Origin of the sequence: Streptomyces sp. NPDC091377 (assembly GCF_044757045.1) — a bacterium.
Lineage (GTDB): Bacteria > Actinomycetota > Actinomycetes > Streptomycetales > Streptomycetaceae > Streptomyces.
The window spans coordinates 85,445-98,166 of record NZ_JBIVUE010000006.1; the positions used below are offsets into that span (position 1 = coordinate 85,445).

A 12,722-nucleotide genomic window follows, 5' to 3' on the forward strand; every position below is an offset into this window, starting at 1 on the left:
GGTCCCCCATTCGTAGGAGTCCCGGTGACGCAGAGTGGACAGGGCGAGGAGCCCTCGCGACCCGCGCGCGAAGGCATTGTGCTGCCTTCCGACGGCGGTGAGCCCCTGCTGCCGGGCGCGCTGAACCAGGGCGGCGCCGGACCGGTGCCGCCCGGCGGCGCCCTGTCCGGAGGTCCGCCACCAGGCGGCGCGATACAAGGCGGCGCGGTGTCCGGCGTACCGCGCGGTACGTCACCGCCCGCGGCACCGCCGGGCGCGCAGGCGTGGGACCAGCCGTGGGGCCCGGACCAGCCCGCGGCCCCGCCCGCCGACCAGCCCTGGCAGGCCGCCCAGGACCGGCCGTGGGCCCCGGCCCAGCAGGAGCCCGCCCCCTGGACGGACCCGCCGCCCTCGCACCCCGGCCCGGGCCCGCTCCCCCCGGAGACGGCCCGACAGCCGTACGGCGACGCGCCGACGTACGACACCCCGAACCCGTACGACACCCCGCAGCCTTACGACACCTCGAATCCGTACGGCGCCCAGCGCCCGGCCGGGAACGGGACCGGGACCGGGACCGCGGCCCCGTACGACACCCCCCAGCCCTACGGCGCCCCCGCCCCGTCGGCCCCCCTGCCCCCGGCACAGGCACAGGCACAGGCACAGAGCCCCTACGGTCAGCACCAGCACCAGCATCACGCTCAAGGCCCTCACCAGGGCTTCCCGCCCGCCCCGCAGGGCGCGGCCGATCCGGCGACGCAGTATCTGCCGCCGGTGCAGGACCTCCCGGCCCCGCCGGCGCAGACCCACGGCGGTCCGCTGCCCCCGGCGCACGCCGGTCCGATGCCCGGTCAACCCGCGCACGGGGGCGCACACGCGGCCCCGCGGCCGGTCGACGAGGCCGCCACCCAGTTCATCCCGCCGGTTCCCGCGGGCCCGGCCCCGGAGTCGGCGGCCGAGGCGACGCAGTACCTCCCGTCCGCCGGGCTGCCGCGGCAGATGCCCGCGGCGGACGAGGGCGCGACGCAGTTGCTGCCGCCCGTCGGGCCCGGCGCGCTGCCGCCCGAGGTGCCGCAGGGCGGTGCCGGTGCGGGGACCGCGGTGACGACGACATTCCTCGGGCGGGCCCCGCAGCGGCCCGCGCCGGGCGGCGGGTCGGACTCCGAGGCCACCCAGTTCATCCCGCCGGTGACCGGGGGAGCCCCGGGTGCCGCGCCCGGCCGGAGCGGGCCGCCCGCCGAGTTCGCCGGGCTGTTCCGTGAGGAGCCCGGGGAGAGCCCGGCCGCCTCCACCCAGCAGATGCCGCGCTTCCCGCAGCCGGGGCCCGACGGCCCGGGGACGGGGCCGCGGCAGACGCCCCGGGCGGGTGCCCCGTACGCGGGATCCGGTGGACGGGGGCATCGCGCGGGCCGCGATGACAACGTTGGGCGGCGTGGCGGCCGGGGCGGTTCGCGGGTGCCGTTGCTCGCGGCGATCGGCGTCGGGATCGCGGTCGTCGGGGTCGGCACGGGCGCGCTGATGGGCGGCGGGGGCGGCGACAAGGACGAGCCGAAGACCGTGTCGGCCGAGGCGCCGGCGCCCAGCGAGGAGGCGTCGCCGTCGCCGAGCGTGGACCCGGTGCGGGCGCAGGCCGTGGAGCTGGACAAGCTGCTCGCCGACAGCGGGAACAGCCGGACGACCGTGATCAACGCGGTGGCGGACGTGAAGTCCTGCAAGAACCTCGGCCAGGCGGCCGAGGATCTGCGGGGCGCGGCGAAGCAGCGCAACGACCTGGTGACCCGGCTGTCGGGTCTCACCGTCGACAAGCTGCCGGACACGACCGAGCTGACGACCGCGCTCACCAAGGCGTGGCAGGCGTCCGCGGCGGCCGACGACCACTACGCGGCCTGGGCGGACGAGGTGGCGGGCAACAAGAAGTCCTGCCGCAAGGGCGAGGCGAAGGCGACCGGGAGCACCCGGTCCGGCAACCGGCAGAGCGGCACCGCGACCGCCGAGAAGGAGAAGGCGGCGCGGCTGTGGAACCCGATCGCCAAGCAGCACGGGCTGACGGAGCGGACCCCCACCCAGCTGTGACCGGCACGGGTGCCGCCCCCACGCGGTGGGGGCGGCCCGCGCTCAGGTGTCCGCGTCGGCCAGGGTCCGCGTCACATCGAGGAACCCGTCGCCCGCGGCGACCAGTTGGCCCTCGCGCACCAGTTGGAGGGTGACGTTGGCGTTGACCAGCCGGGGGTAGCCGACGGAGCCCAGGGCGCCGGAGAACTCCCAGCGCAGGTCGGGGGTGAGACCGCCGGTGTCGATCCTCATCCCGGAGTCCAGGGCACGCCGTACGGTGTCGGCGTTCACGTCGCCGCCGCCGAGGCTGTCGACGGCGGCCTCGAACACGGTGTAGGCGATCCAGGTGGTCTGCACCCCCGCGTCGCCCGGGTCGATCCGGGTGTCGGTGAACGCCTGCTCGCTGATCACCTTCTTCATCGGGTCCCAGCGCGCGTCCGTCGCCACCGGGTACCAGCCGGTGACGTACGACCCCTCGTACGGGCCGGACCGGCCGCCGGAGGCGTCGATGGCGGTCTGGTCGACGCTGCCGAGCACCGTACCGGTGCGGACGTGCTGGTAGTCCTCGCGGACCCGGCGGAAGGAGTCCATGAAGGTGCTGGTGCGGTCGCCGAGGGCAGGGACCACACAGGCGCCGTCGGTGAGCGGGTCGGCGGTCGCCCGCTCCAGGGCCTGCTGCGAGGGGCCGGTGTACGCGGTGGCGTCCTCGGGGGCCCGCAGATCACCGGCCGCCTTGCCGCCGCCCGCCGCCAGGCCCGCGTTGAACAGGGCGGGCAGTTCGTCGCCCGCGATGGTGTCGGGCCGTACCAGCACCGCCGTGCCGCACTCGGCGGCCAGTTCCTTGCCGAGCCCGGCGAGCAGCGCCGGCTGTCCGCCGTTGACGGGGTAGGACAGCGGGGAGGTGAACTCGGCGCTTGTGGTGCCGGAACCCCCTATGTAGGGGATGCCGGCGCTCTCCAGGATGGGGAAGAAGGAGGTGGCGTGCTGGCTGTAGGAGCCGACGACGGCGACCGCCCGCTCCTTCACCGCGCGCTCGGCGCACTTGGCCGCGCCCACGCTGGAGTTGTTGTCGTTGCAGGTCAGTACGCGCAGCTTCCGGCCGCCGAGCCCGCCCTTGGCGTTGATCCCGCGCGCGTAGGCGCGGGCGAAGGCCGGCATGCCGGGTTTGTTGGTGGCGTCGGTCTTCTCCGGGGCCCAGGTCATCACGGTGATCGCGGAGGTCCCGTCGCCGCCGGGCAGCCCGGTGACGGCCCCGCAGCCGACGGTGAGCGCGGCGCACGCCACGAGGGCGGCCGTCGCGCGGATCCCGGCTCTCACCGGGGGCCGGGACGGGGCGGGGGAACCGTCGGCCGGGGAAGAGGCGTGTACGGCGGAGGGGAAAGTGCTTCGGGTGAGGCGCCTGCCGGTCATGGGTCCGCACGATTCCGCCACATCCCTAACCCGAGCGTGACCCTTGGTCAATACGCGGTGACGCCCGGGTGAATTACGGGGGGCGCTGCGGGGCGCGGGGTGAGGAACGTACGATCGGTGACCGTGCAAGGTTCGGAGAACTCTTCCCGTCGCGGCCGTCGCTCCTCCACCATGGGCGGCATGCCACTCAACGACATGCCGTGGTGGCGCTGGCGCAGCAATGTGCGCTCCGCGCTGCACATGCTCTCCGATCCGGCGTTCCAGCGGGACGTCTGGCTGGCCGGCGCCGAGGGCTACGGGGACGTCACCGACGCCGTGTACCGGCTGGTCGAGGACACCTGGCTGGACAACTGGTCGGCCGAGAAATACGTCGGCACGATCTTCCGGGACTCCCAGGAGGCGGCCCTCGTGGACACCGCCGTCCTGCGGGTGCTGCGGATCATGCACCAGGTGGGCCCGGACGCCGCCGTCTCCTCGTACATCCAGCACGCGTCCTGGCCGGAGGCGATCCGGGCGGCGCGTGACGCCCATGTGCGGATGGCCGTCAGTGACGGCGAGGACCCGGACGAGCCGCCGCGGACCCTGGAGGTGCTGCACATCCTCACGCGATCCGCGTGAACCCGGCGGGGGTGTGTCACCCTGTGGTGCATGAACGATCAGCCCACCGGTAGCGCCGCGGCCCCCGCCGAGCAGTACGTCCTCATCCTTTCCTGCCCCGACAAGCAGGGCATCGTGCACGCCGTGTCGAGTTACCTCTTCATGACCGGCTGCAACATCGAGGACAGCCAGCAGTTCGGTGACCACGACACGGGACTGTTCTTCATGCGGGTCCACTTCTCGGCGGAGTCGCCGGTGACCGTGGAGAAGCTGCGGGCCAGCTTCGCGGCGATCGGGGACTCGTTCCAGATGGACTGGCAGATCCATCGGGCCGAGGACAGGATGCGGGTCGTCCTGATGGTCAGCAAGTTCGGGCACTGCCTGAACGACCTGCTGTTCCGCGCCCGGACCGGGGCGCTGCCGGTGGAGATCGCCGCGGTGGTGTCCAACCACACCGACTTCGCCGAGCTGGTGGCCTCCTACGGCATTCCCTTCCACCACATTCCGGTGACGCGGGACACCAAGGCCGAGGCGGAGGCGCGGCTGCTGGAGCTGGTGCGGGAGCAGGACGTCGAGCTGGTCGTGCTCGCCCGGTACATGCAGGTGCTCTCGGACGATCTGTGCAAGCAGCTCAACGGCCGGATCATCAACATCCACCACTCCTTCCTGCCGAGCTTCAAGGGCGCGAAGCCGTACCACCAGGCTCACGCCCGCGGTGTGAAGGTGATCGGAGCCACGGCGCACTACGTCACGGCCGACCTCGACGAGGGACCGATCATCGAGCAGGAGGTCGAGCGGGTCGGCCACGACGTCACCCCGGAGGGCCTGGTCGCCGTGGGCCGCGACGTGGAGTGCCAGGCGCTGGCCCGCGCCGTGAAGTGGCACGCCGAGCGCAGGATCCTCCTCAACGGCCGCCGGACGGTCGTCTTCGCCTAGGGCCTGCCGTTCGGATCATCCCGGCGTCCCGGAGCCAATGGAAGTCCTGGGTGCCTCGGACGCCCCGGATCCTTCTCACAGGCGGCTCAGTGTCGCCGTCGCGAGCAGGATCTCGCGGATCGCGGTGCGGTCGCCGAGCTGGCCCGCCACCGCCTCCTCGGGCGGGACGCGACCGGCCGCCAGATGGCAGAACTCGATGCCGTCCAGGGCGACATGGGCCACCTCGTGGTCGGCGGAGCCGACCGCCGCCGGGGAGTCGAGCGGGATCAGCCACTCACCACCGCCCGAACCCTCGATCTCCAGCCGGACGCTGCGGCCCGGCCCGCCGGCCGTGACCAGATGGCGGGTCTCGGCCGGCCGCGCGAGCCCCGCCTGACGGCGGGCCGCCAGCGCCGTCGGCAGGGTCCGCGCCGCCAGGTCGATCATGTGGTGCAGATGGCGCGGGGACGGCGGATCGTACGGGTAGTCCACCGCGTCCGCGATGTCCTCCGCGTGCACCCAGCACTCGAACGCCCGGTCCGTCAGCGCGTCGTGCAGCGGAAGCGTGAACTCGCCGTAGGACACCGGCAGTTTCCCGGCGCCGCTGCCCGTGAACGACGCCGTCCGCACGATGTCGTGCACCTGGTCCCGCCAGGGCCCGCGCACCGCGTGCGCCGGCGGCCCGTGCCCGGTGCGCCAGTACGTCTCCGTACGCCCCGCCGGGCCGGTTCCGTCGGGCGGCGGTTCGCCGAGCGGGTCGGCCAGGCCCAGCGCGAGGGCGATCAGCCCGTCCACCGCGAGCAGATGGCCGATCACCCCGCCGACCGTGGTGGGCCGGCTCGTCGCCGCCGCGCCGTCGAACCAGCGCAGCCGCACCGGCGCGTCCCACTCGGCGTCCCCGAAGTCCTGGAGCAGCGCGTCCAGCCGGGCGGTCTCCGCGTCGTACGACCGGGCCCAGACGGGGACCGGGATGCGCGGCGGGCGCCGGCCCAGACAGTGCTCCAGGACGCGGGTGCGCAGAGCGGGGTCCAGGTCCAGGGTCTCCGGCGGATGCAGCAGCCCGACCGCCGCCCGCAGCCGCAGCGCCTCGTCGGCGCACCCGGCGCAGCTGCCGAGGTGCTCCTCGACGGCACCCGCCTCCTCCGGCGAACACGCGGCCAGCGCCCAGGCACCCAGCAGCGACCTCAGCACCTGGTGATCCAGGCCCGGCGTCGGCGGCGGCGCGAGGTCCGGCGACGGCAGCTCCCCGTCCTCGACGGAGCCGCGGGGCAGCGGTATCCGCGGCTGCCGCGCGACCCGGCCGGCCACCTCACCGCCGTACCCGGCCGGCGACATCGCGCGCCCGCCCGGTCCCTCGCACGCGAAGGTGCCCCGGGTCCGGTCCCGGCGTCCGCCGCCGGGCCCGTCCCCGTGTCTCGCCCCCTGGGGGCCCGGCTGGTCGCCCTCCCCGTCGTCCGGGTGGTCGCGCCCGTCGTGCGCGTTCACACGGCACCTCCGTAGCCGGGCGGGCCGCCGGGTGTGCCGCCGGGCGTGCCGGTGTCGTGGGCGGTGGCGAGGAGCTGGAGGCCCAGGCGCAGCCGGCGCCGGGCCTCGTCCTCGGTGACACCGAGGTCCACGGCGGTGCGGCGGTAGTCGTGCCGCTGGAAGTAGGCCAGCTCCAGGGCGGCGCGCAGGGGCGCGGGCATGGACTGGACGATGTAGTCGGCGCGGGCGCCCACGGCGGCGCGGCGGACCGTGCGCTCCAGGTCCTCGGTGGTGCCGCCGCCGATGGCGAGGGCGGCGCTCTCGCTGGTGCGCAGCCGTGCCACCGCGCGGCGGTGGGTGAGCGTGGCCAGCCAGGAGCGCAGCGGGCCCTGTCTGGGGTCGTAGGTGTCCGGGCGCTCCCAGACGTGGGCGAAGACCTCGCGGGTGACGGCGTCGGCGGCCTGTTCGTCGCCGAGCACGCGGTGGGCCAGACCGTGCACGAGGGAGGCGAAGCGGTCGTACAGCTCACCGAGGGCGGCGGCCTCGCCACGCGCGAGCCGCTGCTGCATCTTGCGGTCCCCTCGCGGCGGTGTGCCCTGCTGCGCCATGCGGCTCCCTCCCCGTGCTGGTGTCGGTCCGGTGATCAGCGTGCGCCCGCCTTGTTCCCGAATCTAGTCCGCACGTCTTACGACGCACGCCCCTTTGTGGCGACGCACGCCCTCGGCGGGCCGGGTACGGTCAGGCGACCTTTGCTACACCTCACGGCTTCTGTCGCGCCTACCCACCCTTCGAATGATCAGACCCACTTGAAATACGATCGAACAGGATCAAAGGCGACTGAAACAAGCCTTTATCGACCGCTTTTCGTTTTCACGAGAGCGTTTCGGGGAACGGCGGCTGGGCAGCCGCGCTGAAGGGAAGCGTAGGAACTGGCTCCGGTTGCGGGCGGTCACGGGGGTTCGTGGATCCGGCGGACGAAGGGCATGGTGGTGGCGTTCAAAGTGACCGGCGAGGAGCACGGTGAGTGGACCGTCCTCCGGGTCTCCGGCGAGCTGGACCTGATGACCTCCCCGACGCTGCGGCAGCGGGTGCACGACGCGGTCGCCGAGGGGCGCCACCGGGTGGTGATCGACCTCTCCGATGTCTTCTTCTGCGACTCCAGCGGGGTCGGGGTGCTGATCGGCGCCCGCCGGCTGCTGCGCTCCTGTCAGGGCCGGCTGCGCATGGTGCTGCCCGCGCACGGCGCCGAGGACGCCGGCACCGGCTCCGGGTCCGGCTCCCATGTGAACCGGGTGATCAACGCCCTCGGGGTACGACGGCTCTTCGACGTCCAGCCCGATCTCACCTCGGCCGTCACCCAGGACGTCACCGGGAGTGACGCCGAGCGGGGTGTCGATCGAGGTGTCGAACGGGGTGTCGATCGAGGTGTCGAGCGGGTCGGCGACGGGGGTGCGGGGCGTGGTGCCGGGCGGGGTGCCCGACCCGGGGAGCCGAGCCGTCTGTCGGCCTGAACGGCACACCGTTGTCCCAAATTTTCCCCGGTCTTGGCACAACCGTCGTTTTCCGTCTGCGCGAGCGCCGCCGACGTCGTACGCTCCAGCACGGATGCACCCCACAGGCGCGTAGGACAGACGTGAGGCAGGCACGAAAAGACATGGTCAGCAGCGAGTACGAGCGCAGGATCGCGGCCCGATTCGCCACCTTCGACCAGGACGGCAACGGCTATATCGACCGTGAGGACTTCAGCGGGGCGGCCAAGGCGCTGCTCGCGGAGTTCGGCACGGCGGCCCGCTCCGACCAGGGCCAGGCCCTGTACAGCGGTGCGGAGGCGTTCTGGCAGGGCATGGCCGGGATAGCGGACCGCGACGGTGATCAGCGGATCAGCCGCGAGGAGTTCGTGAACAGCGCGGTCAAGCGGCTGCGCGACAACCCCTCCCGGTTCGCCGAGATCGCCCGGCCCTTCCTGCACGCGGCCCTCGCGGTCGCCGACACCGACGGCGCCGGCGCGGCCACGGTCACCGACACCATGCGCGTCCTGCGCATCCTGGGTGTCCAGGACGACATCTGCCGTACGGCCGCCGCCGCGCTGGACACCGACGGTGACGGCCGGGTCGGCGAGGAGGAGATCGTCCTCGCCTTCGCCCGCTACTTCACGGTCCCGGAGTAGCCGGGGGCCGCACCTCCCCGGGCACCTGCCCGGCGGCTCCGAACCGCTCGCGCAACCGGTGCTTGAGCACCTTGCGCAGTGTCTCGTTGCGCGGAAGGGCGTCGACCACCTCAAGCCGCTCCGGCAGCTTGTGCACCGCCAGCCCTTCCGCGCGCAGATACGCCGTCACCGCCGCCAGTGTCGGGGGCGGCGCCCCCGGCGCCCGCTCGACCACCGCGCACACCAGTTCCCCGCGCTCCCGGTCCGGCAGCCCGATCACGGCCACGTCGCCGACACCCGGACGGCCGTGCAGCAGGTCCTCGATCTCCTGGGCCGAGATGTTCTCGCCCTTGCGGATGATCATGTCCTTCAGTCGCCCGGTCAGCACCAGATGCCCGCTGTCCGTGAGATGTCCCAGGTCACCGGTGCGCAGAAACCCGTCCGCGTCGAACGCGCGGGCCGTCTGCTCCGGGTCCAGATAGCCCTGGCAGACCGCTTCGCCGCGCAGCCGCACCTCGCCGTCCACGATCCGGATCTCCATGCCCGCGGGAGGTCTGCCCTCCGTCGTCGCCAGGTTCTCGGGGGTGTCGTCCGGGTCCCCCATGGTGATCATCGGCACCTCGGTCATCCCGTAGCCGTGGGTGAGCCGCACCCCCAGCTCACGGACCACCTCGTGGTACAGCTCCGGCGGCTTGGGCGCCCCGCCGCCCGCCAGCAGCCGCAGCGTCGGGATCACCTTCTCCCCGGGCCGCTTGCGCTGCTCGGCCAGGAACATCGCGTAGAACGCCGTGGAACCGCCCGCCACCGTCACCCCGTGCCGCCGGTACTCCGCCAGCGCCTCCGGCAGCGCGAACTGCTCGAACAGCACCGCAGGGAACCCGTACAGCAGCATCATCACCAGATAGTCGGGGCCGCCGATATGGGCGTACGGGAAGGCGATCGAGCCGACGTCGGAGGGGCGCGGGCGCAGCGCGTGGCCGAGGCAGGCCCCGGCCGCGATCAGCGAGCGGTCGGTGTGCAGCACGCCCTTGGGGTCGGCGGTGGTCCCCGAGGTCCAGTGGATCCAGCGCACGGCGGTGCCGTCGGAGGGCGGCGGGGGCAGTACGGCGGGATCGCCGTCGGGCAGGGTGTCGTACGCCTCGAAGACCCCGTCGGCGCCCAGGCGGCGGGCCATCGCCGTGTGGTCGTGGCCGCGCCAGGTGCCCGGCACCGCGAAGTACTGCGCCTTCGAGGCGCGCAGCGCGAAGCCGACCTCGCGGTCCCGGTGGAACGGGATCACCGGCGACTGCACGGCCCCCAGCCGGGCCAGCGCGCAGGAGAGCAGCACCGTCTCGATCCGGGTGGGCAGCTGCCAGGCCACCACCGTGCCGGGGCCGATTCCCGTGCCGTGGAGCCCGGCCGCCACCCGCTCGGCGCGCTCGCACAGGGCGCCGAAGGTCAGGGCGCGGTCCTCCTGGAGCAGGGCGGGGTGGTCGGGGGTGGTGGCGGCGCGGCGGCTGATCAGGGACCACAGGGTGCGGGAGGCGGCCAGCGCGTGTGCGGTGCCGGTCGTCGCGGTCACGTTCACGGTCACGGGAACCCCCTGGGTGTCCGGGTCGTGGCGGGCGCCGCACCCTGAACTGACGGCTCATCAGATATTGCCGTGAGCGTAAGGGTCCGCGCCTTGTCGGTCCAGGGGTGCGGGACTAGCCTGCTGGAGGAGCCGTATCTGACGGTCCATCAGATAGCAGCGGGATGTCATCAGACGCCCATCGGACGACTTGCCCGGCGGAGGGGACCCATGGCGAGCGAACTGCCCCGCATCATCAGCGTCGACGATCACGTGATCGAACCCGCGCATCTCTTCGAGACCTGGCTGCCGCGCAAGTACCACGACCGCGGTCCGCGCCCGCTGACCGCCGGGATCGGGGAACTCGCCTACGTCGGCGGCAAGTACCAGATCACCATGGACCCGCACGGCCAGCCCACCGACTGGTGGATCTACGAGGACCTCAAGTTCCCCTACAAACGCAATATCGCCGCCGTCGGCTTCGACCGCGACGAGATGACCCTGGAGGGCATCACCCGCCCCGAGATGCGCCCCGGGTGCTGGGACCCCGCCGAGCGGCTCAAGGACATGGACCTCAACCATGTCGAGGCGTCGCTCTGCTTCCCCACCTTCCCGCGCTTCTGCGGCCAGACCTTCGCCGAGGCCCACGACAAGGAGGTCGCCCTCGCCTGTGTGCGCGCCTACAACGACTGGATGGTCGAGGAGTGGTGCGGCGACAGCGGCGGCCGGCTGATCCCGCTCTGCCTGGTCCCCCTGTGGGACGTGGGACTCGCCGTCGCCGAGATCCGCCGCAACGCGGCGCGGGGCGTGCGCGCGGTGACGTTCTCCGAGATCCCCACCCACCTCGGGCTGCCGTCGATCCACTCCGGGTACTGGGACCCCTTCTTCGCGGTCTGCGAGGAGACCGGCACGGTCGTCAACATGCACATCGGGTCCTCGTCCCAGATGCCCGCCGCCTCCCCGGACGCCCCGCCCGCCGTCCAGGCCGCGCTCTCCTTCAACAACGCCATGGCCTCGATGATGGACTTCCTCTTCAGCGGCGTCCTGGTGAGGTTCCCCCGGCTGAAACTCGCCTACTCCGAGGGCCAGATGGGCTGGGTCCCCTACGCCCTCGAACGCGCGGACGACGTGTGGGAGGAGCACCGCGCGTGGGGCGGGGTCCGCGATCTGATCCCCGAGCCGCCGTCCACGTACTACTACCGGCAGATCTACTGCTGCTTCTTCCGCGACAAGCACGGGGTCGCCTCGATCGACGTCGTCGGCCGGGACAACGCCACCTTCGAGACCGACTACCCGCACGTCGACTCGACCTTCCCGCACACCAAGGAGGTCGCTCTCGACCATGTGAAGGGGCTGGACGACGAGACCGTCTACAAGCTGATGCGGGGCAACGCCATCCGGATGCTCGGACTGGACCTGGACCTGGACCCGGACTTCCACCTGGACGGGGCCGGGGACAGGGGCCGGGGGCGGTAGTGGACCTGGAGCACACGGCCGAGGAGAAGGAGTTCCGGGCCCGGCTGCGGTCCTGGCTCGCGCGGGTGCTGCCCGCCCTGCCGCCCAAGCCGTCACCGGACGACTGGCCCGCCCGGCGCGCCTACGACCTCGGCTGGCAGCGCAGGCTCCACGACGCCGGGTACGGGGAGGTGCACTGGGACGCCTCACCGACCACCCGGCTGATCTTCCTGGAGGAGACCGAGATCGCGGGCGCCCCCTACGTCGGCGCCAACTTCGTCGGGCTGCTGCACGCCGGGCCCACCATCGCCGCCGAGGGCACCCCCGAGCAGCGGGCCCGCTGGCTCGGGCCGATCCTGCGGGGCGAGGAGGTGTGGTGCCAGGGGTTCAGCGAACCGGACGCCGGGTCGGACCTCGCCGCGCTGCGGACCCGCGCGCACCGCGACGGCGACACCTACGTGGTGACCGGCTCCAAGATCTGGACCTCGCACGCCGAGGTCGCCGACTGGTGCGAACTGCTCGTGCGGACCGATCCGGACGCCCCCCGGCACCGGGGGATCAGCTGGCTGGCGCTGCCCATGGACGCGCCCGGCATCACCGTACGGCCGCTGCGGACGCTGGCCGGTTCGGCGGAGTTCGCCGAGGTGTTCCTGGACGAGGTGCGGGTGCCGGTGGCCCACCGGGTCGGCGCCGAGCACGACGGCTGGCGGGTGACCATGGTGACGCTCTCCTTCGAACGGGGCACCGCGTTCGTGGGCGAGGTCGTCGCCTGCCGCCGAGTGCTGACCGAACTGGCCCGCGAGGCCCGCGCCAACGGCCGCTGGGACGACCCCGGGCTGCGGCGCCGGCTCGGGACGCTGAACGCCGAGTTCCGCGCGCTGTGGCGGCTGACCCAGTGGAACGTCAGCGAGGCGGAGGCGTCCTCGCGCGGAGTGCCGGGGGTGGGCGGCTCGGTCTTCAAGCTGCGCTACTCGCACGCCCGGCAGCGGCTCTACGACACGGCGGCGGAGGTCCTCGGCCCGGACGCCCTCGATCTGGACCGGCCCTGGACGCTGGACCGGCTGTCCGCCCTGTCGTACACGATCGCGGCGGGCACGTCGCAGATCCAGCGGAACATCGTGGCCGAGCGGATCCTGGGGCTGCCGAAGGGGCGGTGAG

The 12,722-nt window shown here is 73.1% G+C and carries 10 protein-coding genes and 1 pseudogene; 7 read left to right on the top strand and 4 right to left on the bottom strand.

Annotation, left to right across the window (positions count from 1 at the left end; translation table 11 throughout):
* Window positions 1–24 precede the first annotated feature (24 nt).
* On the top strand, window positions 25–2,049 hold the full coding sequence (locus ACIQNG_RS15120; protein ID WP_401485224.1) for a hypothetical protein: 2,025 nt from the start codon (window positions 25–27) through the stop codon (window positions 2,047–2,049).
* A 42-nt stretch (window positions 2,050–2,091) separates the two neighbouring features.
* Here the strand turns inward: ACIQNG_RS15120 and ACIQNG_RS15125 are convergent, their stop codons facing one another.
* On the bottom strand, window positions 2,092–3,438 hold the full coding sequence (locus ACIQNG_RS15125) for an ABC transporter substrate-binding protein (protein WP_401485226.1): 1,347 nt from the start codon (window positions 3,436–3,438) through the stop codon (window positions 2,092–2,094).
* 117 nt (window positions 3,439–3,555) lie between these two features.
* Here ACIQNG_RS15125 and ACIQNG_RS15130 point away from each other — a divergent pair, with 117 nt between their 5' ends.
* Together ACIQNG_RS15130 and purU are read left to right on the top strand one after the other, a co-directional pair.
* Window positions 3,556–4,056: a hypothetical protein gene (locus ACIQNG_RS15130; RefSeq protein ID WP_401485227.1), complete on the top strand. Its 501-nt coding sequence runs from the start codon at window positions 3,556–3,558 to the stop codon at window positions 4,054–4,056.
* Window positions 4,057–4,086: 30 nt separating this feature from the next.
* A complete protein-coding gene (gene purU, locus ACIQNG_RS15135; protein ID WP_401428378.1) occupies window positions 4,087–4,971 on the top strand; it encodes a formyltetrahydrofolate deformylase in 885 nt (294 codons plus the stop codon).
* Window positions 4,972–5,046: 75 nt separating this feature from the next.
* Here purU and ACIQNG_RS15140 read toward each other — a convergent pair whose 3' ends face one another.
* Together ACIQNG_RS15140 and ACIQNG_RS15145 are read right to left on the bottom strand one after the other, a co-directional pair.
* Complete coding sequence (locus ACIQNG_RS15140; protein ID WP_401485693.1) at window positions 5,047–6,285, bottom strand: maleylpyruvate isomerase N-terminal domain-containing protein; 1,239 nt, start codon at window positions 6,283–6,285, stop codon at window positions 5,047–5,049.
* Between the two features lie 146 nt (window positions 6,286–6,431).
* Window positions 6,432–7,022, bottom strand: a complete 591-nt coding sequence (locus tag ACIQNG_RS15145) for a sigma-70 family RNA polymerase sigma factor (RefSeq protein WP_401428380.1) — start codon at window positions 7,020–7,022, stop codon at window positions 6,432–6,434.
* Window positions 7,023–7,397: 375 nt separating this feature from the next.
* Here ACIQNG_RS15145 and ACIQNG_RS15150 point away from each other — a divergent pair.
* A pseudogene (locus tag ACIQNG_RS15150) lies at window positions 7,398–7,778 on the top strand (STAS domain-containing protein); the annotation flags it as partial.
* Between the two features lie 290 nt (window positions 7,779–8,068).
* Complete coding sequence (locus ACIQNG_RS15155) at window positions 8,069–8,581, top strand: EF-hand domain-containing protein (protein WP_401485229.1); 513 nt, start codon at window positions 8,069–8,071, stop codon at window positions 8,579–8,581.
* Here ACIQNG_RS15155 and ACIQNG_RS15160 read toward each other — a convergent pair.
* Window positions 8,565–10,133 carry a class I adenylate-forming enzyme family protein gene (locus ACIQNG_RS15160; protein WP_401485230.1) on the bottom strand — a complete coding sequence of 523 codons (1,569 nt, stop codon included), beginning with the start codon at window positions 10,131–10,133 and terminating at the stop codon, window positions 8,565–8,567. The genes ACIQNG_RS15155 and ACIQNG_RS15160 overlap by 17 nt on opposite strands.
* A 207-nt stretch (window positions 10,134–10,340) precedes the next feature.
* On the opposite strand from ACIQNG_RS15160, the gene ACIQNG_RS15165 reads away from it, so the two are divergent.
* On the top strand, window positions 10,341–11,585 hold the full coding sequence (locus ACIQNG_RS15165) for an amidohydrolase family protein (RefSeq protein ID WP_401485232.1): 1,245 nt from the start codon (window positions 10,341–10,343) through the stop codon (window positions 11,583–11,585).
* Window positions 11,585–12,721 carry an acyl-CoA dehydrogenase family protein gene (locus ACIQNG_RS15170; RefSeq protein WP_401485234.1) on the top strand — a complete coding sequence of 379 codons (1,137 nt, stop codon included), beginning with the start codon at window positions 11,585–11,587 and terminating at the stop codon, window positions 12,719–12,721. Before ACIQNG_RS15165 ends, ACIQNG_RS15170 begins: the two co-directional genes overlap by 1 nt.
* Window position 12,722 lies beyond the last annotated feature (1 nt).

Excerpts from the sequence above, each read along its gene's own strand:
- ACIQNG_RS15155 (WP_401485229.1), top strand. The coding sequence starts at position 8,069 with ATGGTCAGCAGCGAGTACGAGCGCAGGATCGCGGCCCGATTCGCCACC.
- ACIQNG_RS15125 (WP_401485226.1), bottom strand. The coding sequence starts at position 3,438 with ATGACCGGCAGGCGCCTCACCCGAAGCACTTTCCCCTCCGCCGTACAC.
- purU (WP_401428378.1), top strand. The coding sequence starts at position 4,087 with ATGAACGATCAGCCCACCGGTAGCGCCGCGGCCCCCGCCGAGCAGTAC.
- ACIQNG_RS15140 (WP_401485693.1), bottom strand. The coding sequence starts at position 6,285 with ATGTCGCCGGCCGGGTACGGCGGTGAGGTGGCCGGCCGGGTCGCGCGG.
- ACIQNG_RS15165 (WP_401485232.1), top strand. The coding sequence starts at position 10,341 with ATGGCGAGCGAACTGCCCCGCATCATCAGCGTCGACGATCACGTGATC.
- ACIQNG_RS15145 (WP_401428380.1), bottom strand. The coding sequence starts at position 7,022 with ATGGCGCAGCAGGGCACACCGCCGCGAGGGGACCGCAAGATGCAGCAG.